The organism is Litorisediminivivens sp. KMU-197 (assembly GCF_056858395.1).
Genome location: NZ_JBXEQG010000001.1, coordinates 199,228 through 225,306 on the forward strand (window position 1 = coordinate 199,228; position 26,079 = coordinate 225,306).

Sequence of the window (26,079 nt, forward strand, 5' to 3'; positions counted from 1 at the left end):
ATCGCGGATCACCCGCGAAATAGCCGCCTCTGGTTATCTTTTCGCAAAAGAATCGCATTTTGCCGGGCTTGCGTCAATCGTGGGCGCGGCAGGCCCGCGACCTTTGTCGCCTTGACCCCACGGCCCCCCCATGTAGCTGTTAAGCGCAAGGAGGATCCCATGAGCCAGACACCCGACAGCATCGACGCGGTGCAATCGCTGCTGACCCGGCAGGATTACGTCTGCGGCAGGGCTCTGGCCACGGTGACCTTTCTGGCGCTGAAACTTGGCAAGCCCATGTTTCTTGAGGGCGAGCCGGGCACCGGCAAGACCGAGATTGCCAAGGCCATCGCAGCCGGGTTGGGCCGCCGGTTGATCCGCCTGCAGTGCTACGAGGGGCTCGATGCCGCTTCGGCGGTCTACGAATGGAACTTCCCCGCCCAGATGGTCGCGATCCGCACCGCCGAGGCCAGCGGCCATACCGACCGCGACCTGCTGAAGGCCGAGCTTTTCGGTCCGGACTACCTGATAGAGCGCCCGCTGCTCGACGCCATGCGGCCCGACGCCGCCGGCCCGCCGGTGCTGCTGATTGACGAACTCGACCGCACCGACGAGCCCTTCGAGGCCTTCCTGCTCGAAGCCCTGTCCGATTTCCAGGTCACCATCCCCGAACTTGGCGCCATCAAGGCCCCCGAGCCGCCCATCGTCATACTGACCTCGAACCGCACCCGCGAGGTCCACGACGCGCTCAAGCGCCGCTGCCTCTACCACTGGGTCGACTATCCCGATTTCGCCCACGAGATGGAAATCATCCACGCCCGCGTTCCCGAAGCCGCCGAGACCCTGAGCCGCGAGATCGTCGCCTTCGTGCAGGTTTTGCGCACAGAGGACCTCTTCAAACGCCCCGGCGTCGCCGAGACAATCGACTGGGCCAAGTGCCTGCTCGCCCTTGACGTGATCGAGCTGTCGCCGCAGGTAATCTCCGACACCCTCGGCGCGATCCTGAAATATCAGGACGATATCGCCCGCCTGCAGGGCTCCGAAGCCAAGCGCATTCTCGATGAGGCCCGCGCCTCTCTCGAACCCGCCTGACTCGGTTTCCCGAAGATCGGTCCTTCGGGCGCCATTGGGTCAAGAATAAGGGACGACGGGCAGAGCCCCCGAAAGCCGCACCAGATGCCTGAATACGCACCCCTTGATCTGCCCGACACCCCGCGCCTGAGCGACAACATCACCCATTTCGCCCGCGCGCTCAGGAAGGCCGGCCTGCCCATCGGCCCGGGCCGGGTGATTGAGGCGATCCGTGCCGTCGAAGCCGCCGGTTTCACCGAGAAGCGCGACTTTTACTGGACGCTGCACGCCTGTTTCGTCAACAAGCCCGAGCAGCGGGCGGTCTTCGCGCAGGTCTTCCGGCTCTACTGGCGCGATCCGCGCTACATGGAGCATATGATGGCCATGCTCCTGCCAGCCATGCGCGGCGTGCAGGAGGACCGCACCGCGCAGGCCGCCGAGAAACGGGCCGCCGAGGCGCTGCTGGACGGCGCCGACCTGCCCGATCTCGACCAGCCGGACGGCCCCGACGAGGATGCGGTCCTCGAGATCGACGCCAGCCTGACCATGAGCGCCGAGGAAAAGCTGCGCACCCTCGATTTCGAGCAGATGTCTAACGACGAAATGGCCCGCGCACGACGCCTCATTGCCCGGCTTACGCTGCCGGTGCCGCCGATCAAGTCGCGCCGCGCCCGCGCCAGCTACACCGGTCACCGCTACGACTTCCGAAAGACCCTGCGCCTATCAATGCGGCGCGGTGGTCAACTGCGCGAACTGGCGCTCAAACAGCCGCGCCTGCGCTGGCCCAACCTCGTGGTGCTTTGCGACATTTCCGGCTCGATGAGCACCTATTCCCGCACCATCCTGCACTTTCTGCACGCCGTCTCGAACGAAAAGGGGGCGGGCTGGGCGAAGGTCCATGCCTTCACCTTCGGCACACGGCTCACCAACATCACCCGCCATCTTGCCACCCGCGATGTCGACGCGGCGCTGGCCGCCGCCGGGGCCGAGGCGCAGGATTGGGAGGGCGGCACCCGCATCGGCCAGTGCCTGCACGACTTCAACCGCGACTGGTCGCGCCGCGTGATGGGGCAGGGGGCGGTGGTGCTCCTGATCACCGACGGCCTCGACCGAGGCGCGCCCGGGATGCTGGAGAACGCGATGGAGCGCCTGCACCTGTCCGCCCGCCACCTGATTTGGATCAACCCGTTGTTGCGGTGGGAGGGCTTCGCCGCCCGCGCCACCGGCATCCGAACCATGCTGCCCCACGTCGACACTTTCCGCGCCGGTCACTCCATCGAAAGCCTGGAAGCGCTGGCCGAGGCAATCTCGAAACCCGATGATCCGGGTGAAAAGGCCCGTCTGATGGCGGATTTGCAGTCGCAGGGCTTGCCGGGCTGAAGCCCGGCCTACGGAAAACGATGTAGGCCGGGCTTTAGCCCGGCACTCTCCTCACAACGCCAGCGCCGTGGTCGACTTGATCTCTTCCATCGACAAAAGCGCCGTCACGTTGTGAACCTTCACCTCTGAAATCAGCGCCTGATAGAAGGTGTCATAGGCCCGCGCATTGGCGACGCGTACCTTCAGGATATAGTCGATATCGCCCGCCAGCCGGTGCGCCTCCTGCACCTCGGGGCGCTCCTGCAACGCTTTCAGGAACGCCTTCTGCCAGCCGGCGTCATGCTCCGAGGTGCGGATCAGAACGAAGAAACAGGCCTCGAACCCCAGCTTCTCGGCATCCAGTTGCACGGTCTGCGCGCCGATGATGCCGGCCTCGCGCATCTTGCGAATCCGGTTCCACACCGGGGTCTTGGACGACCCCACTTCCTTGGCAATCTCGTCCAGTGATCGCCCTGCATCCTGCTGCAGCGCGTTGAGGATTTTCCGGTCAGTCTCGTCTATCCGCACCATGGTTTCGGCCTCTGCAGGTTTCGGGAAACATCTGTCCGTCTTGCTGCCTTGCTTAGAACAAACATCCTTATTCCTGCAAGCACCTAGCGCAAAATTGGGAAAATTTCCTATATACGAAGCCAAGACCACGCAGGAGCCTACCATGCAGCATTTCCCGATCTTCGTGAACCTCGCCGGACAGCGTGTGGTTGTCGCGGGCGGTGGCGATGCGGCGCTGGCCAAGCTGCGCCTGTTGATGAAAACCGAGGCCGCGCTGGTTGTTCATGCCGCCGATCCCGCGCCCGAAATCGTTCAATGGGCGGATGACGGCCGCCTGACCCTCTTCCGCCGTCCCCTCGCGCAGGGCGACGTCGACGGCGCCCGCCTGTTCTATGCCGCTGACGAGGACGGTCTGGAGGACGCCCGAACGTCCACCATCGCCCGCGCCGAAGGCGCGCTGGCCAATATCGTCGACAACCTCGGCGACAGCCAGTTCATCACCCCTGCCATCGTCGACCGCGACCCGGTGACCGTCGCCATCGGTACCGAGGGCGCGGCCCCGGTGCTGGCGCGGGCCATCAAGGCCGATCTGGAGGCCCGCTTGCCGGTCCGCCTGGGCCCTCTGGCGCGCATCGGCAAGGCGTTCCGCAAGATGGCCGATCGCCTGCCGCATGGCCGCGCCCGCCGCGATTTCTGGGCCGACTACTACTTCTCCGCAGGCCCGCGCGCCCATGACGAAGGCGGCGAGGCCGGCGCCGAAGAGGCGCTGGAAACGCTGCTCTCGGACCACCTCTCGCGCCAGTCCCGCAAGGGCCATGTCGCCTTCGTCGGTGCCGGCCCCGGCGATCCGGAGCTGCTGACGCTCAAGGCCCGCCGCGCGCTGGACGAGGCCGACGTGGTGATCCATGACCGGCTGATCAGCCCCGAGATCCTCGAACTGGCCCGCCGCGAAGCCACGCTTGTTGATGTCGGCAAGGAAGGCTTCGGCCCCTCGACCGCGCAGGAAGACATCGACGCCCTGATCGTCGAACACGCCCGCCAAGGCGCCCAGGTCGTGCGCCTGAAATCCGGCGACAGCACCGTCTTCGGCCGGCTCGACGGGGAGATCGATGCCGTCGACGCCGCCGGCATCTCCTGGCACATCGTCCCCGGCATCACCTCGGCCTCCGCTGCTGTCGCCGCCATCGGCCAGAGCCTGACGAAACGCGGCCGCAACTCCTCGGTCCGCTTCCTGACTGGCCATGACACCAAGGGCTTTGCCGATCACGACTGGCGGACCCTGGCCCGCGAAGGAGAGGTCGCGGCGATCTACATGGGCAAGAAATCCGCCCGCTTCATTCAGGGCCGCCTGCTGATGCACGGCGCTGACCCGGCGACCCCGGTGACGCTGGTCGAAAACGCCTCTCGCGCCGAGCAACGCATCGTCGAAACCTGCCTGGCCGACCTGCCCACAGACCTCGCCAAGGCCGAGATGACCGGCCCCGCGCTCACCTTCTACGGCCTTGCCCCGCGTGCCGCGGCGCTGGTGGCCCAACAACAGACCGACCTGATACAGGAGCTTGCCTGATGCCCCGTCAATTCATCCCGAAGGTGGTCACCGCCAACGCCCTGATCGAGGGCGACGTGATCTACCTGACCGAAGACGACAGCTGGACCCGCAAGCTGGAGGAAGCCGCCGTCCTGACCGATGAGGCCGACGCCGAACTGCGCCTTCTGGACGCCTCGTCCCGTCATGCCGAGGCGGTGGGCGTCTACCTCGCCGACGTCAAGGTCGAAGGCGGCCGGCCGCAGCCCACCCACTTCCGCGAGGATTTCCGCCGCACCGGACCCTCGAACTATTTCCACGGCAAACAGGCGGAGCGCTGAAAATCCGTCAACGGATTTTGCAAAATCCATCGATGGATTTTCGCGCCCAGCCGAAACGCAAGGACACGACATGTACAGCTACACCGACTTCGACCGCGCTTTTCTCGCGGAGCGCAACCGCCAGTTCCGCGCCCAGGTGGAACGCCGCATCGACGGCTCGCTGACCGAGGACGAATTCAAGCCGCTGCGCCTGATGAACGGCGTCTATCTGCAACTGCACGCCTACATGCTGCGTGTGGCCATTCCCTACGGCACGCTGAACTCGGCCCAGATGCGCCAGCTCGCCCTGCTGGCCGAGAAGTGGGACAAGGGCTACGGCCATTTCACCACCCGCCAGAACATCCAGTACAACTGGCCGAAGCTCAGCGACATCCCTGACATGCTGGACGCCTTGGCCGAGGTGAACCTTCACGCTATCCAGACCTCCGGCAACACCATCCGCAACGTGACCTCGGACCATTTCGCCGGGGCCGCCGCCGACGAGATCGAGGACCCGCGCCCCACCGCCGAGCTGATCCGCCAATGGTCCACCGACCACCCGGAATTCCAGTTCCTGCCGCGCAAGTTCAAGATCGCGGTGATCGGCGCGCCCAACGACCGTGCCGTGATCAAGTCGCATGACATCGGCGTCGAGATCACCGAGCAGCACGGCGAACGCGGCTACCGCATCCACGTCGGCGGCGGGCTTGGGCGCACACCCATGCTGGGCAAGGTGGTCCGCGACTTCCTGCCCAAGGCGGACCTTCTGCCCTATCTCGAGGCCATCGTCAGCGTCTACAACCTGCTGGGCCGCCGCGACAACAAGTACAAGGCGCGCATCAAGATCACCGTGCACGAGAACGGTCTCGAGAAGATCCGCTACCTCATCGAAGATCGCTTCGCCCTGCTGAAACCGCAGTTCGGCGGAATCGACCAGGAGATGCTGGCCCGGATCGAACCGCAGTTCGCCGCACCGGAGTTCCGCGAGGCCGCGACCGGCGATTTCGAGGCCGAATACACCAACAACCCCGGCTTCCGCTCGTGGATCGACACCAACATCACGGCGCACCGCCGCGCCGACCATGCCATTGTCTCGATCTCGCTCAAGGCGCACGGCAAGACCCCGGGCGACGCCAGTGATGCGCAGATGCGCGTCATGGCCGACCTCGCCGAGGCCTATGCCTATGACGAATTGCGCATCAGCCATGAGCAGAACGTGATCCTGCCGCATGTTCCGAAGGACGTGCTGCCGCAGCTCTATCAGGCGCTCAAGACTGCCGGGCTGGGCACCGCCAATATCGGTCTCGTGTCGGATATCATCGCCTGCCCGGGTATGGACTACTGCGCGTTGGCCACCGCCCGCTCGATCCCCATCGCGCAAGAGATCGCCACCCGCTTCGACGAGCTTAAGCTGGAGCATGAGATCGGCGAGCTGAAGATCAAAATCTCCGGCTGCATCAACGCCTGTGGCCACCACCACGTCGGTCACATCGGCATTCTCGGGCTCGACCGGGCGGGGGTGGAGAACTACCAGATCACCCTCGGCGGCGACGGCACCGAGACCGCCAGCATCGGCACCCGCGCCGGCCCCGGCTTTTCGGCGGATGAGATCATCCCGGCCATCGAACGGCTGGTCGTGGGCTACCTCGACCTGCGCGATGGCCCCGACGAGACCTTCCTGCAGGCTTACCGTCGGCTCGGGATGGAGCCCTTTAAGGCGCTGCTCTATCCCGAAGCACGCGAGAAGGCTGCCTAATCCCGCGCCCACACTTGGCGAGGGGGCGAAACCGCCCCCTTCATCTTGCAAAGTAAACTCCCGCCGGAGGCTCCCCAACGTGACCCATGTCACCGACATAAAGGACCTGCGCGATACCATTGCCGCGCTCAACACGGAGTTCCGCCACCACGGCGCGACTTCTGTGCTGAAGGCGGCGCTGACGCGGCCCGAGTTCGGGCGCATCGCCATGGTCTCAAGCTTCGGCGCGGAATCGGTGGCATTGCTGCACCTCGTGGCCATCGCCGACCGCAATACGCCGGTGCTGTTCATCGACACCCAGATGCTGTTCACCGAGACCCTCGTCTATCAGGCCGAGATGGCCGAGCGGCTGGGCCTGCGCAACGTTCAGATCATCCGCGCCGACAAGGCCGAGGTGGCCCAGCGTGACCCGCACGGCGCGCTGCACCTCACCGATCCCGACGCCTGCTGCAGCCTGCGCAAAACCGAGGTGCTGGAAGGAGCGCTCCAAGGCTTCGATGGCTGGATCACCGGACGAAAACGGTTCCAGTCCGGCAGCCGCGCACGGATGGAGTTCTTCGAGATCGAGGACGCCACCGGCCGGATCAAGGTCAACCCGCTGGCGCATTGGGCCCCGGGCGACGTGGCCGCCTACATGGACGAAAACCGCCTGCCGCGGCATCCGCTGGTGGCGCAGGGCTATCCCAGCATCGGCTGCGCGCCCTGCACCTCCAAGGTGGCGCCGGGTGAAGACCCGCGCGCCGGACGCTGGCGCGGCAAGGACAAGGAAGAATGCGGCATCCATTTTGTGAACGGCAAGATGGTGCGAAAAGGAGAAACGGCATGACTATCAACGTGATCGTGCAAGACGAGGGCTTCGTGCCCGACGACTGGACCGAAGGCTTCGACGGCGCCGGGGCGCTGGACCTGGCATCGGATGCCGACATCGAAGAGGTGGTGGGCGACCTGCCCACTCTGCGGATGATCCGTATCGACTTTCCCAGCTTTGCCGACGGGCGCGGCTTTACCCTCGCGCGGCTGCTCAGGCTCAAGGGGTACTCGGGCCGGCTGCGCGCCCATGGCCACGTGCTGGCCGATCAATACGCCATGGCGCGGCGCTCGGGTTTCGATGAGGTTGAGATTTCCGCCGACCTCGCTCAACGCCAGCCCGAGGACCAGTGGGTGTTCCGTGCCGACTGGACGACCGGCGACTACCAGTCCCGTCTGCGCGCCCGCGGCTGACCCTTGCTCCCGTGTGGCAGGGAAGGGCCGCGGCGTCCCCGCGACACTGCGACCCTTCCGCTGCCCCGCCCAATTCATTACATGACAGTGGACCGGCCCGGACCGGCCAAGGACGAAACATGACCGAGTTGACCAAAGTGACCGAAGCCAAAGCCATCAAGGTACCCACGCTGCCCGACGCGCAGAAGGTGACGGACGTACAGCACTACACAGACCGCCTGTTCTCGTTCCGCGTGACCCGGCCGCAATCCCTGCGCTTCCGCTCCGGCGAATTCGTCATGATCGGACTGATGGGCGATCCGCACCCCGAAACCGGCAAGGTCAAACCGCTGCTCCGTGCCTATTCCATCGCCTCGCCGTCGTGGGACGAAGAGCTGGAGTTCTATTCGATCAAGGTGCAGGACGGCCCTCTGACCTCGAAGCTGCAGCACATCCAGCCGGGGGACGAAATCATCCTGCGCCCCAAGCCGGTGGGCACGCTGGTGCACGATGCGCTGCTGCCCGGCAAGCGGCTGTGGTTCTTCGCCACTGGCACCGGGTTTGCCCCCTTCGCCAGCCTCCTGCGCGAGCCGCAGACCTACGAAGATTACGACGAGATCGTCATCACCCACACCTGCCGCGAGGCCGGCGAACTGACCTACGGTCGCCAGTTGATCGAGAGCCTCAAGGACGACGAGCTTCTGAACGAAGTGATCGGCGAAGGCTTCTGGAAGAAGATCAAGTATTACCCCACCACCACCCGCGAAGAGAGCGCCAAGATGGGGCGGATCACCGACCTGATGCGCTCGGGCGAGGCCTTTGCTGATCTGGGGGTGCCGGTGCTGTCGCCAGAGACCGACCGTGCCATGATCTGTGGCAATCTGGCCTTCAACCTCGAGCTGAAGGAGATGCTGGAGGGGTATGGCCTCGTGGAAGGCGCAAACTCCAACCCGCAGCATTACGTCGTGGAGAAAGCATTCCTCGACTGACCACTTTCCGGGGCAAGTCCATCGACGGCGTTAAGCACGTCCGTCGACGGGTCTTGCCCCGCGACACTCAGAGCAGCAGCGCCAGCAAAAACGGCAGCGCCGCCACCGACATCAGCGTCGACACCACCACCAGCCCGGCGACGGCCTCGCTGTCGGCGCCGTATTTCTCGGCCAGCATGTAGGACGTCACCGCAACCGGCGTCGCCAGTTGCAGCACCAGCACGCCGAAGGCCACCGGCTCCAGCCCGAACCAGAGCCCCGTGGCCACGCCGCAGGCTGCACAGACCGCCAACTTGACCGCCGAAAGCACCAGCGGCCCTGTGATCCGCCCGATTTGCAGCCGCGCCACGGCGACCCCCAGCGTGATCAGCATCATCGGGATCGCCATCTGGCCGATCAATTCCAGCATGTTTGTCAAAACCACCGGCGTCTGCCAGCCCTGCCACATGAACACCCCGCCCAGCAGCGTCGCGCCTACCAACGGTTCCTGCACCAGCCGCCGCAGCGATCCTCCGCCTGACACCAGCCAGATGCCGAAGGTGAACTGGATCACCGCCGAGATCGCCAACACCACCACCGCATAGCCAAGGCCGAGGTCTCCGAAGGCAAACAGCGCCAAGGGCAGGCCGAGGTTACCGGTGTTGCTGAAGATCAGCGGCGCGAGGTACGTCTGGCTGTCCAACCGACCGATCCTGACCACCGCCCACATGACCAGCGTTACCAGCAAATAGGCCGCAAGGCTCGCCAATGTCAGAGCGCCAAGCGCCGAGGGCGCGATCTCGGTCTGCATCAGCGACACGAAGATCAGGCAGGGAACCGCCAGCGACATGGCCAGCCGGGTAACGAACTGCACGCGGTACTCATAGCCCAGCCGCACCCAGACAAATCCCACCGCCGCCAGCCCGAAGACGGGGGCGACGATTTCCAGAACTTTCAAGGCAATGTCCACGGTGGTCTTTCCAATCTGGCTGCGCCGAGGGTGACGCGGCGGACGTGGGCTTCGTGAAACGAAAAACGCCGGATCGTCAAACCCGGCGTCTCGTCGTTCATGTGGAAAGGTCCGACTTGCGTGCCGGGCCGTGCAGTCACTTCTGCGGCAGCGGCCCAATCATCATGACCATCTGGCGGCCTTCCATCTTCGGCATGTTCTCGACCTTGCCGATTTCCTTGGTGTCCTCGGCCACCCGCTCGAGCAACTCGCGCCCAAGGTTCTGGTGCGCCATCTCCCGGCCGCGGAACCGCAGGGTCACTTTCACCTTGTCGCCGTTTTCGAGGAAGCGGAAGACGTTGCGCATCTTGACCTCGTAGTCGTGGGTGTCGGTGTTCGGACGGAACTTGACCTCCTTGACCTCGATGATCTTCTGCTTCTTGCGCGCTTCGGATTCCCGCTTCTGCTGTTCGTACTTGAACTTGCCGAAATCCATGATCTTGCAGACCGGCGGGGTCGCATTGGGCGAGATTTCCACCAGGTCGAGCCCGGCCTCGGCGGCCATGTCCATTGCCCGGGCTGGCGACACCACGCCGACGTTTTCGCCTTCAGCGCCGATCAGGCGGATTTCGGTGGCACGGATACGTTCGTTGACGCGGGGGCCGGTATCACGGGTCGGCGGCGCGTTGTGCGGTCTGCGGGCTATGGGTTTGTTCCTTTGATCATTACCGAAATTGAGGCTGCAAGGTAGTTGGGCACGAGGGCACTTTCAAGCGCTGAATCCGCAGATTCGCCTGCCTGTCTCCGGTTTTCCGCGCGTATACGCTTTGCTTGCGCCGCGGCCCTTCTATGTAAGAAGGCAGCGGAGTTCCGCAGTCCGACAGACTTTCAATTTCAGGGGTACGAGAACATGAAAAGCATTCTCTGGGCGGGGGGCGCGGTTGTGGCCATCATCGCCGTTTTCTATTTCACCCGGGCCGATGAGCCCGAAACGCCCGTGACAGAAAGCCGGGCAACAGCGCCCGTCGTGGCCGAGGACACCGCCGCAACCGAAGAAACCGCGGCCGAGGTCGAGACCGAGACGGAAGACACCGCCGAAGTCGCGGAGTCCGAAGAGGGCGCGGAAACCGCCGAGGTCGCGGAAGCCGATACCGCCGAAGAGGGCGCGGAGACTGCTGAGGTTGCGGAAGCCGACGCTGCCGAAGAGGGCGCGGAGACCGCCGAGGTCGCGGACGCCGAACCCGCCGAAGAGGGCTCGGAGACCACCGACGTTACGGATGCGGAGTCCGCCGATGAGGGCACAGAGACCGCGCAAGCAACCGAAGCCGACGCTGCCATGGCCGAGGAAAATACTGCCGAGGCCGCAGAAACGGACGCCACGGAAGCCACCGAGGCGGATGCGACAGACGTGACGGAGAATACCCAGACCGAACTCGCCGAAGGCGCTGTTTCAACGGAACCGGGTTCTGGCGACGATGCAACGCGTGAGGTCGCTCAGGCAGACACGACTGAAGAGGCCGAACAACCCTCCGCGGCCGGCGAAGACGCCGCAGCGGCAGAGGCGCAAGACGGCGCGGAGACAACGGAGGCCCCGGCCGACGCGGACACCACCGCACCTGACGCCGAAACCACCGAGGACGCGACCGAGACCGACACGGCGATGAACGCGGAAGCCGAGGCCGAGGCTGGCGACGCAGGTGCCGACAGCGCCGAAGCGATGGCTTCCGACACCGCCACGGCGACCGGCGAAGAAGCTGCCGAGACGGGCCCTGCCGAAGACACCGCAGCAGCCGAGGCCGATACCGGTGCGGATGCCGAGGAACCGACCGGCGATACGGCAGCAACAGAGGCCGACGGATCAGCAGCGACCGAAGAGCTTGCGCAGGACATGAACGAGGCCACGGAAACCGTGACCGAGATGGCTGCAACGGCGGGCGCAGAGGTTGCCGAAACGGCGGAAGGCGTTGCCGAGAACCTGGCCGCAGTGCTCGGTGGAAGCGATGAGGAGGCGCGGACCTCGGTCACCGAAGCGCTCGAGGCGCAACAGGAAGCGCTGGCCAAAGCGGCCGAGGCGTTGCAAGCTGCGGGCGAAGCCTCGGAGGACCTTGCCGAGGCCATTGAAGACGCCGTCGATGGCGCGCAGACCTCGGAAGACGCCGCAGCGGCGACCGCCCCCGCTCCGACGGCGGATGGCAGCGACCAGCCTGCCACGGACGACGCCGGCACAGCTGACGGTGGGGACCAGCCTGCCACCGATACCACCGATGCAGCGCGCGCTGACGACACTGCGTCTGAGGCCGACAGCGACGCACGGAGCGAAGACCAATCCGCCGAAGGGGATGCCGATGCCGCCCAAAAGGCAGCCGAAGAGGTCGCCGCGATGACCGAGGCGGAGAAGGCGGAGCTGCTGACCATCGAGGGCTATGACCGCGCCAAGGTTCTGGCGCTGATCGAAGCCAGCGACATGGAGCCCGCGCGCGCTGCCGTGTTCATGGCCGTTCTCGACGATATCGAGGGCGCGAAGGACGATCCCGAGCAGTTGGAGCAGATGCTTTCGGGTCTGCGTGACGCGCTCGGCGCCGAAGCGGGCGATAACGCGACCGAGTGAGCCGTCCGCCGCCGGCAGAAAGACAGAACCGCGCCCCTGATCGGGCGCGGTTTTTTCGTTGCCTTTGATGGCTAAGAAGCACCCATGCTAACGATCGCCGCGGCGCGGTTGCGGGCGGGTGGGAATCTCCTTAAGCAGCCCGCCCACCGCCATGGCGGCGATGTCCTCGGACCGGACCTCGATGCCGCAGGCCACGCGGCCGAGCACCCAGTCGGCGCCGTTCAGGGCCGGTGAACGGGCGCATCCGGGCAGACCGATTACCGGGCGAGTGCCGATCTCACCCAGAAACAACAGGTTGCCGGGATCGACCGGCATACCGAAGCGGGTGATCCGGCCTCCGGCGCGACGCACGGCCTCGGGCGCGACATCGGCAGGGTCGGAAGTCGCCGATGCGGTCAGGATCAGGGTCAGATCGCTCTTTGCGTCGGCCAGCGCCCGGGAGATTTCGGCCGTCCGATGCGGCACGTCGATGACCTCGTCGAGGTGCATGTCCAGTGCGCCAAGCCGGTCACGGATCGCCGGGACGCCCTTTTCCCCCGCGCCGCCGGGAATCTCGGTCACGATCAGCGTGGCACTGCGCAGGACGGGCCTGGCCAGTCGCACCGCGTCGCGGGCGGCATCGCAGGCGCGGCGCAGGTCCGCTTCGGGCACCGCATAGGAAATGATCTTGACCGTGCCGACCATGCCGCCCGCCCGCATCTGCTGGAAGGCCGGGACCGTCGCCAGCGTGATCATCGGGTTGATCCGGTTCAGCGCCTCCAGCCGGGCCACGTCAAGCACCGCCACCCCCGGACCCTCGGCCAGCAGGTTGACGCGGCCGGTGAAGGCCTCGGTCAACCGCAGGCCCGCACCGGCGGGGTCCGGCACCAGCGCGGCGGCCACTTCGGCGGCAGCCGCGTTTTCAAGCACGTCGCCGGGGTCTGGGCGGGCGACGATGATCTCGGTCTCGCCAGCCCTCGCCAGCGCCGCCACCTGCGCGGCGGTCAGCACCGCGCCCTTGCGCAGCCTGCGGCCCTCCAGTTGCACCGAATGCGCCAGCACGGCGCCCTCGGCTTGGCCGACCGGGACCGGACCGAACTTCATGCGCCTGTCCTCAGCACCCGCGTCATTTCGGCCAGGATCGACACCGCGATTTCCGCCGGCGTGGCCGCGCCGATATCAAGCCCGATCGGCCCGTGGATGCGGGCGCACTCCTCCGGCGAGAACCCTGCCGCGGCCATGCGTTCAAGCCGTTTGGCGTGGGTGCGTGTCGAGCCGAGCGCACCGATATAGAAGACCTCCGCCTTGAGGGCCGCTTTCAGCGCCGGATCATCGAGCTTGGGGTCGTGGGTCAGCAGGCAAAGGGCGCAGCGCGCGTCCAGCCCCAGTTCGGCCACCGCGTCGTCGGGCCAGTCGTGGCTGAGGTGTGTGTCGGGAAAGCGCGCCGGCGAAGCGAAGCTTTCGCGCGGGTCGATGACCACCGGGTCATAGCCCGCCTCGCGGGCCATCGGCACCAGCGCCTGTGCGATGTGGACGGCCCCCACCACGACCAGCCGCAGCGGCGGATTGTGGATGGCAACGAAGGTCTGGCCGTCCTCCTCAAAGCCGGACCGGTCCCTGCGGAAACGCGTGTCGTGCCCCTCGAAGTCCAACCGCCGTTCGCCGCTGGCGATGTCCACCACATAGGCCGCCGGGCGCCGGGCCGCGCGGGCCTCGACCAGCGCGGCCAGCATGTCCGAAGGCAGCACCGCGCCCACGGGTTCGACCAATACGCGGATGGTGCCGCCGCACGCCAGCCCGACGGCAAACGCATCGCCGTCCGAGACGCCGTATTCCAGCACCCGTGCCGCGCCGGTCTCCAGCGCTTCCAGCGCCTCGACCACAACCGCGCCCTCGACGCAACCGCCCGAGACCGAGCCTTCCATCTCACCCTCGCCGTTGATCGCCAGTTGCGCGCCAGTGCGGCGCGGCGCGCTGCCCCAGGTTTCGATTACCGTGGCGAGGGCCGCGCCCTTGCCCTGGCGGTGCCACTCCAGTGCGGTTTCCGGTATGCCTTGCATGATGGCTCCTTTCGTGGCGCAGTCTAGCAGCTTGCGAGGCGCTGTCTTGTGGAACAGGGGGCGACCTTGGTCGAAGGGCAGGCACGGGGCCGGCCGACGATGGCGGCTGTGCCCGCGAAGATTTGCGGACAGACGAAGATCAGGCCGCTGGTGTCACGGAAGTTCGGACAGGAAGCGATCCAGTTCGGCGGTGTCGAGCGGCTTTTGGAGAAGCGGCACGCCAAGGTCGGTGCAGCGCCGACGAAGGTCTTCGGAACGGTTGGCCGACAGGATGAGGGCCGGGATCGGCCCGTGACGGCGGGTGATCTCGCCGTAAAGCGCGGTGCCGGACAGGCCGGTTCCAAGGTCGTCGTCGAGCAACAGCGCATCCGGGGTGATCCCCAGTTCGGCCAGCAGGCCGAGCGCCTCCGCCGCATTGCTCACGTCGATCACGCCGGCCCCGTTGCTCTCCAGCGCCATGGTGAGGGCGCGGCGCATGGTCTCGTCGTTCTCGACCACGAAAACCATCTGGCCACGGGCGTGCGCGCGGGGCCGGTGTCGCGGGGCAGAGGCGTCCGGGTCCGGCGCGACGGCCGCCCCCGCAAGGGGCAGGGTGACCGAGAACATGGTGCCATGCCCCGGCTCGCTGCGCAGGTCCAGCCGGTGGCCCAGCCCGGCGCAGGCACGTTCGACGATGGCCAGCCCCAGGCCCAGCCCCTCGGTGGCCGAGGCCGGCGCGTTCACGCGAGCGAATTCGCGGAAGATCTCGCCCTGATGTTCCTCGGCGATACCGGGGCCGGTGTCCCAGACCTCGATCCTCACCTCGGAGCCGGCGCGGCGTACGCCCATCAGCACACGGCCCTTTTCGGTATAGCGCACGGCGTTGCCCAGCAGGTTCTGCAGGATGCGCCGCAGGTAGGACGGGTCGCTTTCCACCTCGAGCGAGGTCGGCACCACGGTGAGCGACAGGTCTTTTCTCGCAGCCAGCGGTTCAAGCTGGGTGTGCAGCGCCGAGAAGATGCGTGACAGGCTAATCGGGCGGATATCGAAAACCGCCCGGCGCGCATCGAGCTTCGAGATGTCCAGCAATGCCTCGATGATATGCTCCACCGATCCGAGGGCCGAGCCGACCTTGGCCAGAGTGTCCCGGCCACCGGGCGAAAGCGCTTCGCCCTGAAGCGAGTCTATGAACAGCTTGGCGGCGGACAGGGGTTGCAGCAGGTCATGGCTGGCGGCGGCAACGAAGCGCGATTTCGAGGCATTGGCGCGTTCGGCGGCAGACAGGGCCGAGGCCAGTTCGGTGGTGCGCTCCGCCACCCGCGCCTCGAGCCGTTCGTTCATCTCCTGCAGCGCCCGCGCCGCGTTGCGCTCGGCGGTGACGTCGGTGAAGGAAATCAGGAATCCGCCGTCCGGCAGCTTCTGGGCAAAGGTGTCGAGGATCAGGTCCGCGCCCTGTGTCGCCTCGAACCGCAAGGCGCCTTCGGGACGCAGCGCCCAGGCCCGCAGACGGTCGAGCCGCATGCCCTCGGACAATGTCAGCCCGCGCGGCAGTTCGTCGACCATCGCATCGAACCGGGCTCCGCGATAGATCCGGTTCAGCGGCAATCTCAGAAGCTCGGCGACGCGGGTGTTCCAGCCCATCAACCGGGCGTCGCCGTCGAAGATGCAAACCCCCTGATTGAGGTGTTCCAGCGTCGCGGTGATCAGCCGGGTCTGCTGGCTTTCCAGCCGGCTGCGCTCCTCGCGCTCCAGCCGCACCAACTCGGTCACATCCGTCTGCAGCACCACCGTGCCGCCGGTGCGGGTGCGGCGTTCGGAGACCTGCAGCCAGTGGTCGTCGCGCAGTTGTACGTTGAACAAATCGCTGCCCTGCCGGCGCAGGTGGCGCGTCATGCGCATCGCGGCCCAGCCAGCGGTGGTTGCGCCCTCCGGCAGGGTCAGGTAAGCGGAAGTGCTGATAAGATCGACATAGTCGCGGAAGCTCAGACCGGAACGGATCTGATGCAGGATGTCCTGCAGCCCCTCGCAGAACCGGCTGTTAGTTAGCACCAGCGTGTCCTGCGCGTCGAACAGTGCGAAGCCCTCGTTCACCGCTTCGATGGCATCGGCGAGGTTGTCGCGCGCGGCCTCGGTCTGGGCGCTGGCCTGCTCCAGCCGCAGGTTGCTGTCGTGAAGCAGGTCAAGCGCGCGCTCGAGATCGAGCGTGCGGGTGCGGACCTGATCCTCAAGCATGGCGGCGCGTTCGAACTGGGCATAGGCCAAGCCGGCCGGATCCTGCTGCTGCTCGACCCGGCGCATCAGCGATTCGGTGATTCGGAGCAGCTTCTCGTTCTGCCGCTCGATGCTGTCTGCCGGGTTGATCAGCGTCATGCCGCGCCATCCGGCGGATAGAAGGCGACGCCGGTCATGGTGTGATTGACGTGCAGTCCGCCGAGCTGTTCGCCATAGGTCGAGAAACCCCGCACCTTGTGGCGGCGCAGCACGTCCGACACCGCGCCGGTCTGTTGCAGCTGTTCGGCTTCAAGCCGGCGCAGGATGCAGTCGCACCCGAGGATCATGCCGGGCGCGCGGCTCTCCGACAGGCGCGCCAACTCGGCGTCAAGGTGCGGCGCCATGGCTTCGGTCTCGGCCAGCGTCAGCACCATGCCCTCGTCGATTGCCGAAAAAAACACCAGCTCGCCATGTTCGTTGACGCGCTGGATGGCGCGGACGTGGTGGCGGCCGCCCAACTGCACCACGACCGGGTGCGCGGCGAAGGTGAACTGATCCAGCTGCTCGGGGATTTTGCCGACGATGCGGGCATATTCCCGCGCCGCGGGCTCGGCGTTGATCTGGCGCACGATGCGGTTCTTGGGGTCGGCGTCGGTGACCACCATCTTGGTTTCGGTGGGGGTCAGGTGATTGAGGCTGAAAACGCGCAGCCCGCAGGTCGAGCGCACCACAGACATCACCGCCGCGTTGTCCTGCACCTCGCCGTCGAGCGACAGCAAGGTGCGCCGAAAGTCATTGCCGTCGCCCGCCGAGCCGCCGAACAGCGGCACCGCGCCCAGCCCGGTCGAAAGCACGGCGGCCAGTTCGTCCTCGTGCAGCGACAACCCGTCGACCGCGAGGAAGGCGAACTCCGAGCCATGGTCCGGCGCGGCATCTGCCAGTTCGATGCGGGTACGGATCAGGTGATCGATCTCGGCCTGCGCGTCGATCCGGTCAAGCCCCTCGATCATGTAGCAGGCCGCCCGGAACCGCGACGGCAGCAACCCCAGGGCGACGATCTGGTCATGCTCATAACCCTCGGCCCCGATCTCGCCCGCGGTGGTGCAGGCGGCGACATGACGGGCGTCGATGCATTCGTGGGCGCGACGCGAGAGCAGGGTGAAATCGCTGCGGTTGGCAATGAACAGCAGCACCAGCTCGAACCTGCGGTTTCCCAGCAGTTCGGCAATGGCTCCGACCGGATCGGGATCATGCAACGATACCTGCACGCAGCAGAGGCCGGCGGCCTCGGCGTCGGGATCATGCGCGGCGGTCTTGAGCGTCTCCAGGATGTGGGTCACCGGATATCAGGGGCAGACAGGGCAGGCTACAGGTTACGCCTGTTCCGGCGGGGCCTGCAAGGCTTCCGAGAAACGCGCATCCTGTGCCACCAGCACCGCCTGTGTCCGGCTCTGAACGCCCAGCTTGCGCATGATTGCCGTGACATGCGCCTTCACCGTGGTTTCGGCGATCGACAGGTCATAGGCGATCTGCTTGTTCAGCTTGCCCTCGCAGATCAGTTGCAGGATGCGCATCTGCTGGTTGGTCAGTGTCGCCAGCAGCGCCACGGCGTCTTCCTGCGCGCTGCCTTCGGCGTCGGGTACGTAACTCTGCGGCGTGTAGCTGCCGCCCTTCAGGATCGCGTCGAGCGCCTCGTGAAAATCGTGCTTCTGGCTGTGCTTCGGCACGAAACCGGCGGCCCCGGCGGAAATCGCCTTGGCGATCATCGCATTGTCGGCCATCGAAGAGACCACCACCACCGGGCATTTGCCGCCAGAGGCGCTGCGCAGGCGCATCAGCCCGTCCAGCCCGTTCACGTCCGGAAGGTTCAGGTCCAGCAGCATGACGTCGGGCACGGCCTCGGGGCCCTCGATCACGGTCAGCGCCTCGGCGAGGCTGGAGGCGGTGCGCACCCGGCAGCTGGGGCAGATCGACCGTAGGGTCAGCACCAGCGCTTCACAGAACAGCGGGTGGTCATCGATGACCAGCGCGTCAGCCAGGTTGTCGAGCGGGGTCAGGGACACGGTTGCCGTCATCTTTCTGTCTGCAAAAGCCATGCACCCACTTTATGACTTGCGCGAAACCGCGACACCCCTCCAATGGTCGCATGTGCCCCCGCCGGGCGGCTTGCAGCACTTTGGTAGGATAGCCCCGGCGTCCGAATGGGGCCAAGGTCCATGTCGAGGAGGCTTGATCACACATGCAACTTTCCGATTCCCGCGAGATTTCCGCACCGCCTCAGGTCGTCTGGGCCGGCTTGCTCGACCCCGAGGTGCTCAGGGCCTGCATCCCGGGCTGCGAGGAACTGGCCGGCACCCCCGACGAGGGTTTCGAGGCCAAGGTGACCCAGAAGGTCGGCCCGGTGAAGGCCACCTTCAAGGGCCGCGTCACCCTGTCAGAAATGAACGAACCCGAAAGCCTGAGGCTCTCGGGCGAAGGCAAGGGCGGGGCGGCTGGCTTTGCCAAGGGCGCGGCCGACGTCACGCTTGAGCCGATGGAGGCAGGCGGCACCCGCCTGCATTACGAGGTCGACGCCAAGGTCGGGGGCAAGCTGGCGCAGCTGGGCAGCCGCATCGTCGACGGATTCGCCAAGAAGATGGCCGACCAGTTCTTCGAGAATTTCAAGGACGCGGTCGAAGGCCCGCAAGAGCCGGAACAGGCCGAAGCGGTCGCCACCGAGGACGGCGAAACCAAGAAAAAAGGTTGGTTCAAGCGCCTGATCTCGTAAAGATCGGGCCATTGCAGCCAAAGACACACCAAGGGAGGGATTGATGACCAAGGTATCAATGACCGTGAACGGCAAATCCGTGAGCGGAGAGGTGGCGGGCAACACGCTGCTTGTGGAATATCTGCGCGAGGACCTGCGGCTGACCGGCACCCACGTGGGCTGCGACACCAGCCAGTGCGGCGCCTGCGTGGTGCATGTCAACGGCGAGGCGGTGAAATCCTGCACCATGTTCGCGGCCGAGGCCGAGGGCGCGGAAGTCAAAACCATCGAAAGCATGGCCGGGGCGGACGGATCGCTCAGCACCATCCAGCAGGCGTTTCAGGACTATCACGGGCTGCAATGCGGCTTCTGCACGCCGGGCATGGTGATGTCGGCGGCGGCGCTCCTGAAGGAGAACCCGAAACCCAGCGAGCAGGAGGTGCGCACCTACCTGCAAGGCAACATCTGCCGCTGCACCGGCTACCACAACATTGTCCGGGCGATCATGGCGGCCTCGGGACAGGAGGTTCCGGCGGTTGCCGCCGAGTGACCGCAGCGATGGGTAAAACCACCCATCCCACCGCCTGACCCGTAGGATGGGTGATCGTCACCCATCGTCCACGACAACATTTTCGGGAGGACCTACCATGCCCAAGGATCATGGGATCGGAGCCAGCAGCAAGCGCCGCGAGGACGTGCGCTTCCTGACCGGCGCCGGCAATTACACCGACGACATCAACGTACACGGACAGGCCTATGTCCACTTCCTGCGCTCGGACGTGGCGCATGGCACGATCACCAACCTCGATACATCCGACGCGGCCACGATGCCCGGCGTCGTCCGCATCTTCACCGGCACGGATTTCGAAGGTGTGGGCGGCATTCCCTGCGGTTGGCAGGTGACTGACAAGAACGGCGAACCGATGAAGGAACCGGCCCACCCGGTTCTGGCCCGCGACAAGGTACGCCACGTGGGCGAGCCGATCGCCGCCGTGGTCGCCGACAGCCTGCAACAGGCGCGCGATGCCGCCGAGGCGATCGTCCTCGACATCGAGGAGCTGCCTGCCGTGGTCGACATGAAGGCGGCGCTGCGGGATGGCGCCACCAAGGTGCACGACGATCTCGCAGACAACCTCTGCTACGACTGGGGCTTTGTCGAAGAGAACAAGCCGGCGGTGGACGAGGCCATCGAGAAGGCCGCGCATGTGACTACGCTGGAACTGGTCAACAACCGGCTCGTCGCCAACCCGATGGAGCCACGCGTCGCAGTGGGCGATTTCAGCCGCGGCACCGGCGACTCGACGCTCTACACCACCAGCCAGAACCCGCATGTCATCCGGCTGCTGATGGGCGCTTTCGTCCTCGGCATTCCCGAGCACAAGCTGCGGGTGGTCGCGCCGGACGTCGGCGGCGGCTTCGGCACCAAGATCTTCCATTATCAGGAAGAGGCCTTCTGCACCTTCGCCGCCAAGGCGCTGAACCGGGCGGTCAAATGGACCTCGACCCGCTCCGAAGCGTTCATGTCCGACGCCCACGGCCGCGACCATGTGACCAAGATCGAACTGGCGCTGGATGCCGACAACAACTTCACCGCGCTGCGCTGTCTGACTTACGCCAACATGGGCGCCTATCTCAGCACCTTTGCGCCCTCGATCCCGACCTGGCTGCACGGCACGCTGCTGGCGGGCAACTACAAGACGCCGCTGGTCTACACCAACGTCAAGGCGGTCTTCACCAACACCGTGCCCGTCGATGCCTATCGTGGCGCGGGCCGGCCCGAGGCGACCTTCCAGCTTGAGCGGGTGATCGACAAGGCGGCGCGTGAACTGGCGGTCGACCCGGTAGAGCTGCGCCGGCAGAACTTCATCACCCAGTTCCCCTATGAAACGCCGGTTGCTGTGACCTATGACACCGGCGATTACCACGCCACCATGGACAAGATGCTGGAACTGATCGACCGTGACGGCTTTGCCGCGCGGCGGCAGGAGAGCGAGTCCAAGGGCAAGCTGCGCGGTCTTGGCATCAACTGCTTCATCGAGGCCTGCGGCATCGCGCCGTCGAACCTCGTGGGCCAGCTGGGCGCCCGTGCAGGCCTTTATGAAAGCGCCACCGTGCGGGTCAACGCCACCGGCGGGCTGGTTGTCATGACAGGGTCGCACAGCCACGGCCAGGGCCACGAGACCGCTTTTCCGCAGGTGATCTCCGAGATGATCGGCATCCCGGAGGAGCAGGTCGAGATCGTGCACGGCGATACCGCCAACACCCCGATGGGCATGGGCACCTACGGCTCGCGCTCGATCGCCGTGGGCGGCTCGGCCATGGTGCGGGCGACCGAGAAGATCATCGCCAAGACCAAGAAGATCGCATCCCACCTGCTCGAGGCTTCCGAGGCGGATATCGAGCTCAAGGACGGCCAGTTCTCGGTCGCGGGCACCGACAAGTCGGTGGCCTGGGGGGATGTGTGCCTGGCCGCCTATGTGCCGCACAACTACCCGCTGGAAGACCTTGAACCGGGGCTGGAGGAGACGGCGTTCTACGATCCGTCGAACTTCACTTACCCCGCGGGTGCCTATGCCTGTGAGGTCGAGGTCGACCCCGAGACCGGCAAGACCACCATCGAGAAGTTCGTTTCGGCGGACGATTTCGGCAACGTGGTCAACCCGATGATCGTCGAGGGCCAGGTCCACGGCGGCATCGCCCAGGGCATCGGCCAGGCGCTGCTAGAGAACTGCGTCTACGATGCCGATGGCCAGCTCCTGTCGGCCTCCTACATGGACTATACCATGCCGCGCGCCGACGACTTGCCGGCGATGTCCAGCTACACCGTCGACCATTCCTGCCAGACGCCCTGCACGCATAACCCGCTTGGGGTGAAGGGCTGCGGCGAAGCCGGCGCCATCGGCTCGCCTCCAACGGTGATCAACGCGATCCTCGACGCGCTCAACTCCGGTGGCCACAAGGTCGACCACATCGACATGCCCGCGACGCCCAGCCGGGTGTGGCAGGCGATCCATGACGCTCAACGGGAGGGCTGACCCATGTATGCATTCGAGATTGAACGGCCCAAAACGCTGGCCGATGCGGTATCGGCCCTGGCCGACGAGGACGCGCAGGCGCTGGGCGGCGGTCAGACGCTGATCCCGACGCTGAAGCAACGGCTGGCGATGCCCTCGAAGCTGGTGTCGCTTTCCGCCATCGACGAACTGAAGGGCATTACACGCGAGGGCGACAGCCTGAAGATCGGTGGCGGCACCACCCATGGCACGATCTCGCGCGAGACCAGCGACAGCTTTCCGGGGCTGTCCTACCTCGCCGGCAAGATCGGTGATCCGGCGGTGCGCAACCGCGGTACCATCGGCGGATCGGTCGCCAACAACGATCCGTCGGCCTGCTACCCGGCGGCGATGATGGCCACCGGCGCCACCGTTGTCACCAACACCCGCGAGATCGCGGCGGCGGACTACTTCCAAGGCATGTTCGCCACCGCGCTGGAGGAGGGCGAGATCGTCACGGCGGTCAAGTTCCCGATCCCGCAGACCTCGGCTTACATCAAGTTCGAACAGCCCGCCTCGCGCTTTCCGCTGGTGGGGGTCTTCGTGGCGAAGTTCGCGGACCGCGTCGGCGTGGGCGTCACCGGCGCCTCGGAGGACGGCGTGTTCCGCTGGAGCGAGGCGGAACAGGTGCTGGGCGCCAACTTCTCGGGCGACGCGCTGTCGGGGCTGTCGGTGTCGGGCGACGGCATGATTAGCGACCTGCACGGCACGGGCGAGTACCGCGCGCATCTGGTTGGCGTGCTGACCCGGCGGGCGGTTGCCGCGGCCGGGTAAACCCCTGGTTCTGCAATGAGACAGGGCGGCTCTTGTGAGCCGCCCTTTTCACATTGAGCGGCTGCGCCGCGCAGGTTTGTCCGATTGGGGGCCAGCCCCCAAACCCCCGGGATATTTCCGGCCAAGAGAAGGACCTGGATCAGTAGGCGTCTGCCGCCTTGTACCAGGCAACCAGGGTCTGGCGCTCCTCGTCCGCCATCTCGGTGATGTTGGCGGGCGGCATGGCGTGGGTGACGCCGGCGTGGAGATAGATGGCGCGGGCATTGCTTGCGATATCCCCCGGGGTTTCGAGGAAGACGCCCTTGGGGGCCCAGCGGATGCCTTCCCACACCGGTTCGCGGGCGTGGCACATGGAGCAGCGGCCGGTGACGATGTTGGCGGCATCGTCGAAGTGCCGGGCCTGGGCGAATTTCTCCTCATAAGGGGTGAGCGCGCGGGCCTCGGCTTCGTCGTAGGTGCCCCAGGCCGGCTGGGTCGAGAGCCATGCCGCGAGGATGAAAAGGATCACCGTGACGGCCCAGGTCCAACTGGGCGCGCCCAGACGGGCGTGCACCGAGTTGAAGTAGTGGCGGATGGTGACGCCCATCAGGAAGACAAGGCAGGTGATCAGCCAGTTCCACTCGGTGGCGAAGGCCAGCGGGTAGTGATTGCTGAGCATCAGGAAGATCACCGGCAGGGTGAGGTAGTTGTTGTGAGTTGAGCGCAGCTTGGCAATCTTGCCGTATTTCGAGTCGGGGGTGCGGCCGTTTTTCAGGTCGTCGACCACGATGCGCTGGTTCGGCATGATGATGAAGAACACGTTGGCGGTCATGATCGTGGCGGTGAAGGCGCCCATGTGCAGCAGGGCCGCGCGACCTGTGAAGATCTGGTTGTAACCCCATGACATCGCGACCAGAATGACGAAGAGAAGCAGCATCAGCAGCGTCGGCGTTTCGCCCAATTTCGACTTGCAGAGGAAGTCGTAGGCGATCCAGCCGATGGTGAGCGAGGCGGCCGAAATCACGATGCCCTGCCACAGCGCGAGGTCGGCCTTGGCGGCGTCGATCAGGTAGAGCTCGCCGCCGACCCAGTAGACGATCGCCAGCATGGCCGCGCCGGACAGCCATGTGGCGTAGCTTTCCCATTTGAACCAGGTCAGGTGCTCGGGCATCGCTTCGGGCGCCACGAGGAACTTGCGGATGTGATAGAAGCCGCCGCCATGGACCTGCCATTCCTCGCCATGCGCACCGGGCGGCAGGTCCGGCGCCTTCTGAAGACCGAGGTCCAAGGCTATGAAATAAAAAGAACTTCCGATCCAGGCAATGGCGGTGACGACATGCAGCCAGCGTACCGCAAAGGCCAGCCAGTCCCAGAGAATTGCAGCTTCGAACATGGGTGAACTCCTGTCTTTTTTGCCAGACTAGCGGAAGTCGCGTTTTTCTTGTATTGCAGAGAAAGGCGCATCTGCATCAAAAATTGACGAACAATGTCCTATCTCGACAATATCCGTACCTTTGTCCGTGTCTATGACCTTGGGTCGATGTCCGCTGCGGGGCGTGATCTGCGGATCTCGCCTGCGGTGACGTCGGCGCGGATTTCTCAGTTGGAACAGCATCTTAACGTTCGACTTTTCCAGCGAACCACGCGGTCCTTGACGCCGACGGAACAGGGGCGAGCCTTTTATGGCGGGGCGGTGGCGGTTCTGGAGGCGGTGGACCAGGCCGAGGCGCAGGTGTCGTCGATCACCGAAAATCCGAAGGGTGTGCTGCATATTGCGGCGCCGCTGGGCGTGGGACGGCGGTTGATTGCGCCGATGGTGCCGGAGTTTGCGACGGATTATCCGCTGATCGACATCCGCTTGCGGCTGACCGATCGGAACGTGGACCTGACGGCGGAGGGGTTGGACGTCGCCTTCTTCCTCGGGCAGCCAGAGGATTCCACGTTGCGGATCAGGAACATAGCCGATTGCAAACGGGTGGTCTGCGCGGCGCCGGAATACATCGCCGCGCGGGGCATGCCGGAGGATGGCGAGGCGCTTGTGCGCGACAAGCACAACTGTCTGAACCTGCGCTATCCCGGCGCGCCGGAGTTCCAGTGGCGGCTTCGGACCGAGGCCGGCACCCAGAGGTTTCGCGTCTCGGGGCGGTTCGAATCGGACGACGGCGATGTCCTGACGGACTGGGCGCTGGCGGGCGAAGGCATTGTTCTGAAACCGGTTTTCGAGATCGTGGATCACCTCAACTCGGGCGCTCTGGTGCCGGTGGCGCGCAAGTCGCCGCCGGAGGATATCCAGATGGCGTTTCTGTACACCCACCGGCGACACCAAGACCCGAAGACGCGGCTGTTCATGGAGTTCATGATCGAGCGACTGGGGGCCAAGGTGCGCGGGATGGAGCAGGGAGCCGAGGTCTGAAAATCTTGGCTCTACAGGGTGTTATAAGGGGGAGTTTAGGTCCCGGATCAGGTCCGGGACTGTCGTGCGAGCTGTTCAGCTGCCGCGATAGGTGGAGTAGCCGTAGGGCGACAGCAGCAGCGGGACGTGATAATGCGCCTCGGCGTCATCCATCCCGAAGCGCAGCGGGATTTCATCAAGAAACAGAATGTTGTCAGACGTTTGCCCGGTCTTCTTCAGGTAGTCCCCGGCATGGAATACCAGTTCGTAGGTGCCTGTGGCGAAGTCCTCGGCGGGCAGGATCGGGGCGTCGGTGCGGCCGTCATCGTTGGTGACGGTTTCGGCGATCTGTTCGCGGCTGCCGCCTGACAGGCGGTATAGGATGATGTGGATGCCCTCGGCCGGGCAGCCGCGCGCGGTGTCGAGGATGTGGGTGGTGAGATAGCCGGACATCTGGGCCTCCTGAGTTTTGTACAATTTGTACAAAACAGCATGTGGTTTTGTACAAAAGGGGTCCTTCGCGGACGCCCCTGCATCTGCCGCCAATCTGCCCCCTTCCGGCGCTGGAAGGAAACCCAGAGTTCTGAAGAGTGTTTCAAACGCTTTTTGGTAATTTTCAAGATTGTTCTGAATTACTGTATCCCAAATTCTGGAGGCAGAC

The 26,079-nt window shown here is 65.4% G+C and carries 24 protein-coding genes; 14 read left to right on the top strand and 10 right to left on the bottom strand.

Annotated elements, in window-relative coordinates; genetic code table 11:
• The first annotated feature begins 159 nt into the window (after nt 1–159).
• Nucleotides 160–1,071, top strand: a complete 912-nt coding sequence (locus tag AC04PT_RS00965; RefSeq protein ID WP_482871613.1) for an AAA family ATPase — start codon at nt 160–162, stop codon at nt 1,069–1,071.
• Between the two features lie 84 nt (nt 1,072–1,155).
• Nucleotides 1,156–2,430 (top strand): vWA domain-containing protein, encoded by a 1,275-nt coding sequence (locus tag AC04PT_RS00970; protein ID WP_482871614.1) that lies wholly within the window; start codon nt 1,156–1,158, stop codon nt 2,428–2,430.
• Nucleotides 2,431–2,481: 51 nt separating this feature from the next.
• Here the strand turns inward: AC04PT_RS00970 and AC04PT_RS00975 are convergent, their stop codons facing one another.
• On the bottom strand, nt 2,482–2,940 hold the full coding sequence (locus AC04PT_RS00975; protein WP_482871615.1) for an Lrp/AsnC family transcriptional regulator: 459 nt from the start codon (nt 2,938–2,940) through the stop codon (nt 2,482–2,484).
• 142 nt (nt 2,941–3,082) lie between these two features.
• On the opposite strand from AC04PT_RS00975, the gene cysG reads away from it, so the two are divergent.
• The 6 genes from cysG (at nt 3,083) to AC04PT_RS01005 (ending at nt 8,709) form a co-directional block, all read left to right on the top strand.
• Complete coding sequence (gene cysG, locus AC04PT_RS00980; protein WP_482871616.1) at nt 3,083–4,486, top strand: siroheme synthase CysG; 1,404 nt, start codon at nt 3,083–3,085, stop codon at nt 4,484–4,486.
• Nucleotides 4,486–4,785, top strand: a complete 300-nt coding sequence (locus AC04PT_RS00985; protein WP_482871618.1) for a DUF2849 domain-containing protein — start codon at nt 4,486–4,488, stop codon at nt 4,783–4,785. The genes cysG and AC04PT_RS00985 overlap by 1 nt, the downstream gene beginning before the upstream one ends.
• A gap of 70 nt (nt 4,786–4,855) precedes the next feature.
• Nucleotides 4,856–6,520, top strand: a complete 1,665-nt coding sequence (locus AC04PT_RS00990) for a nitrite/sulfite reductase (RefSeq protein WP_482871619.1) — start codon at nt 4,856–4,858, stop codon at nt 6,518–6,520.
• 79 nt (nt 6,521–6,599) lie between these two features.
• Nucleotides 6,600–7,346 carry a phosphoadenylyl-sulfate reductase gene (locus AC04PT_RS00995; protein WP_482871620.1) on the top strand — a complete coding sequence of 249 codons (747 nt, stop codon included), beginning with the start codon at nt 6,600–6,602 and terminating at the stop codon, nt 7,344–7,346.
• A 2-nt stretch (nt 7,347–7,348) separates the two neighbouring features.
• Nucleotides 7,349–7,741 (top strand): DUF934 domain-containing protein, encoded by a 393-nt coding sequence (locus AC04PT_RS01000; RefSeq protein ID WP_482872422.1) that lies wholly within the window; start codon nt 7,349–7,351, stop codon nt 7,739–7,741.
• A 119-nt stretch (nt 7,742–7,860) separates the two neighbouring features.
• The gene (locus AC04PT_RS01005; RefSeq protein ID WP_482871622.1) at nt 7,861–8,709 is read left to right on the top strand and encodes a ferredoxin--NADP reductase; all 849 of its coding nucleotides are present in this window, start codon (nt 7,861–7,863) and stop codon (nt 8,707–8,709) included.
• A gap of 67 nt (nt 8,710–8,776) precedes the next feature.
• Here AC04PT_RS01005 and AC04PT_RS01010 read toward each other — a convergent pair whose 3' ends face one another.
• Nucleotides 8,777–9,658, bottom strand: coding sequence for an AEC family transporter (locus AC04PT_RS01010; protein WP_482871623.1), 882 nt, complete (start codon nt 9,656–9,658; stop codon nt 8,777–8,779).
• A 136-nt stretch (nt 9,659–9,794) separates the two neighbouring features.
• Nucleotides 9,795–10,343 carry a translation initiation factor IF-3 gene (gene infC / locus AC04PT_RS01015; protein ID WP_482872423.1) on the bottom strand — a complete coding sequence of 183 codons (549 nt, stop codon included), beginning with the start codon at nt 10,341–10,343 and terminating at the stop codon, nt 9,795–9,797.
• Between the two features lie 204 nt (nt 10,344–10,547).
• On the opposite strand from infC, the gene AC04PT_RS01020 reads away from it, so the two are divergent.
• Nucleotides 10,548–12,245, top strand: coding sequence for a midas domain-containing protein (locus tag AC04PT_RS01020; protein WP_482871624.1), 1,698 nt, complete (start codon nt 10,548–10,550; stop codon nt 12,243–12,245).
• Nucleotides 12,246–12,332: 87 nt separating this feature from the next.
• On the opposite strand, the gene AC04PT_RS01025 is transcribed toward AC04PT_RS01020, so the two are convergent.
• From AC04PT_RS01025 to AC04PT_RS01045, 5 genes are all read right to left on the bottom strand, one after another.
• Nucleotides 12,333–13,328 (bottom strand): molybdopterin-binding protein, encoded by a 996-nt coding sequence (locus AC04PT_RS01025; RefSeq protein WP_482871625.1) that lies wholly within the window; start codon nt 13,326–13,328, stop codon nt 12,333–12,335.
• A complete protein-coding gene (locus tag AC04PT_RS01030) occupies nt 13,325–14,284 on the bottom strand; it encodes an XdhC family protein (protein ID WP_482871626.1) in 960 nt (319 codons plus the stop codon). Before AC04PT_RS01030 ends, AC04PT_RS01025 begins: the two co-directional genes overlap by 4 nt.
• 153 nt (nt 14,285–14,437) lie before the next feature.
• Nucleotides 14,438–16,633, bottom strand: a complete 2,196-nt coding sequence (locus AC04PT_RS01035) for a hybrid sensor histidine kinase/response regulator (RefSeq protein ID WP_482871627.1) — start codon at nt 16,631–16,633, stop codon at nt 14,438–14,440.
• Nucleotides 16,630–17,742, bottom strand: a complete 1,113-nt coding sequence (locus tag AC04PT_RS01040) for an FIST N-terminal domain-containing protein (RefSeq protein WP_482872424.1) — start codon at nt 17,740–17,742, stop codon at nt 16,630–16,632. The genes AC04PT_RS01035 and AC04PT_RS01040 overlap by 4 nt, the downstream gene beginning before the upstream one ends.
• Nucleotides 17,743–17,847: 105 nt before the next feature.
• Complete coding sequence (locus AC04PT_RS01045) at nt 17,848–18,549, bottom strand: response regulator transcription factor (RefSeq protein ID WP_482871628.1); 702 nt, start codon at nt 18,547–18,549, stop codon at nt 17,848–17,850.
• Nucleotides 18,550–18,713: 164 nt separating this feature from the next.
• Here AC04PT_RS01045 and AC04PT_RS01050 point away from each other — a divergent pair, with 164 nt between their 5' ends.
• From AC04PT_RS01050 to AC04PT_RS01065, 4 genes are all read left to right on the top strand, one after another.
• On the top strand, nt 18,714–19,241 hold the full coding sequence (locus AC04PT_RS01050) for an SRPBCC family protein (protein ID WP_482871629.1): 528 nt from the start codon (nt 18,714–18,716) through the stop codon (nt 19,239–19,241).
• A 43-nt stretch (nt 19,242–19,284) separates the two neighbouring features.
• Nucleotides 19,285–19,770 (top strand): (2Fe-2S)-binding protein, encoded by a 486-nt coding sequence (locus AC04PT_RS01055; RefSeq protein ID WP_482871630.1) that lies wholly within the window; start codon nt 19,285–19,287, stop codon nt 19,768–19,770.
• Between the two features lie 97 nt (nt 19,771–19,867).
• The gene (locus tag AC04PT_RS01060) at nt 19,868–22,255 is read left to right on the top strand and encodes a xanthine dehydrogenase family protein molybdopterin-binding subunit (protein WP_482871631.1); all 2,388 of its coding nucleotides are present in this window, start codon (nt 19,868–19,870) and stop codon (nt 22,253–22,255) included.
• Between the two features lie 3 nt (nt 22,256–22,258).
• The gene (locus AC04PT_RS01065; protein WP_482871632.1) at nt 22,259–23,047 is read left to right on the top strand and encodes an FAD binding domain-containing protein; all 789 of its coding nucleotides are present in this window, start codon (nt 22,259–22,261) and stop codon (nt 23,045–23,047) included.
• Between the two features lie 139 nt (nt 23,048–23,186).
• Here the strand turns inward: AC04PT_RS01065 and AC04PT_RS01070 are convergent, their stop codons facing one another.
• Nucleotides 23,187–24,419, bottom strand: a complete 1,233-nt coding sequence (locus tag AC04PT_RS01070) for a urate hydroxylase PuuD (protein WP_482871633.1) — start codon at nt 24,417–24,419, stop codon at nt 23,187–23,189.
• 93 nt (nt 24,420–24,512) lie between these two features.
• Between AC04PT_RS01070 and AC04PT_RS01075 the strand changes: the two genes are divergently transcribed.
• Nucleotides 24,513–25,439, top strand: a complete 927-nt coding sequence (locus AC04PT_RS01075; protein ID WP_482871634.1) for a LysR family transcriptional regulator — start codon at nt 24,513–24,515, stop codon at nt 25,437–25,439.
• Between the two features lie 75 nt (nt 25,440–25,514).
• On the opposite strand, the gene uraH is transcribed toward AC04PT_RS01075, so the two are convergent.
• Complete coding sequence (gene uraH, locus AC04PT_RS01080; protein ID WP_482871635.1) at nt 25,515–25,871, bottom strand: hydroxyisourate hydrolase; 357 nt, start codon at nt 25,869–25,871, stop codon at nt 25,515–25,517.
• Nucleotides 25,872–26,079: the final 208 nt, after the last annotated feature.

Coding starts and splice junctions, on each gene's coding strand:
- AC04PT_RS00965 (WP_482871613.1), top strand. CDS start 160: ATGAGCCAGACACCCGACAGCATCGACGCGGTGCAATCGCTGCTGACC.
- AC04PT_RS00970 (WP_482871614.1), top strand. CDS start 1,156: ATGCCTGAATACGCACCCCTTGATCTGCCCGACACCCCGCGCCTGAGC.
- AC04PT_RS00975 (WP_482871615.1), bottom strand. CDS start 2,940: ATGGTGCGGATAGACGAGACTGACCGGAAAATCCTCAACGCGCTGCAG.
- cysG (WP_482871616.1), top strand. CDS start 3,083: ATGCAGCATTTCCCGATCTTCGTGAACCTCGCCGGACAGCGTGTGGTT.
- AC04PT_RS00985 (WP_482871618.1), top strand. CDS start 4,486: ATGCCCCGTCAATTCATCCCGAAGGTGGTCACCGCCAACGCCCTGATC.
- AC04PT_RS00990 (WP_482871619.1), top strand. CDS start 4,856: ATGTACAGCTACACCGACTTCGACCGCGCTTTTCTCGCGGAGCGCAAC.
- AC04PT_RS01005 (WP_482871622.1), top strand. CDS start 7,861: ATGACCGAGTTGACCAAAGTGACCGAAGCCAAAGCCATCAAGGTACCC.
- AC04PT_RS01020 (WP_482871624.1), top strand. CDS start 10,548: ATGAAAAGCATTCTCTGGGCGGGGGGCGCGGTTGTGGCCATCATCGCC.
- AC04PT_RS01025 (WP_482871625.1), bottom strand. CDS start 13,328: ATGAAGTTCGGTCCGGTCCCGGTCGGCCAAGCCGAGGGCGCCGTGCTG.
- AC04PT_RS01030 (WP_482871626.1), bottom strand. CDS start 14,284: ATGCAAGGCATACCGGAAACCGCACTGGAGTGGCACCGCCAGGGCAAG.
- AC04PT_RS01035 (WP_482871627.1), bottom strand. CDS start 16,633: ATGACGCTGATCAACCCGGCAGACAGCATCGAGCGGCAGAACGAGAAG.
- AC04PT_RS01045 (WP_482871628.1), bottom strand. CDS start 18,549: ATGACGGCAACCGTGTCCCTGACCCCGCTCGACAACCTGGCTGACGCG.
- AC04PT_RS01050 (WP_482871629.1), top strand. CDS start 18,714: ATGCAACTTTCCGATTCCCGCGAGATTTCCGCACCGCCTCAGGTCGTC.
- AC04PT_RS01055 (WP_482871630.1), top strand. CDS start 19,285: ATGACCAAGGTATCAATGACCGTGAACGGCAAATCCGTGAGCGGAGAG.
- AC04PT_RS01060 (WP_482871631.1), top strand. CDS start 19,868: ATGCCCAAGGATCATGGGATCGGAGCCAGCAGCAAGCGCCGCGAGGAC.
- AC04PT_RS01065 (WP_482871632.1), top strand. CDS start 22,259: ATGTATGCATTCGAGATTGAACGGCCCAAAACGCTGGCCGATGCGGTA.
- AC04PT_RS01070 (WP_482871633.1), bottom strand. CDS start 24,419: ATGTTCGAAGCTGCAATTCTCTGGGACTGGCTGGCCTTTGCGGTACGC.
- AC04PT_RS01075 (WP_482871634.1), top strand. CDS start 24,513: ATGTCCTATCTCGACAATATCCGTACCTTTGTCCGTGTCTATGACCTT.
- uraH (WP_482871635.1), bottom strand. CDS start 25,871: ATGTCCGGCTATCTCACCACCCACATCCTCGACACCGCGCGCGGCTGC.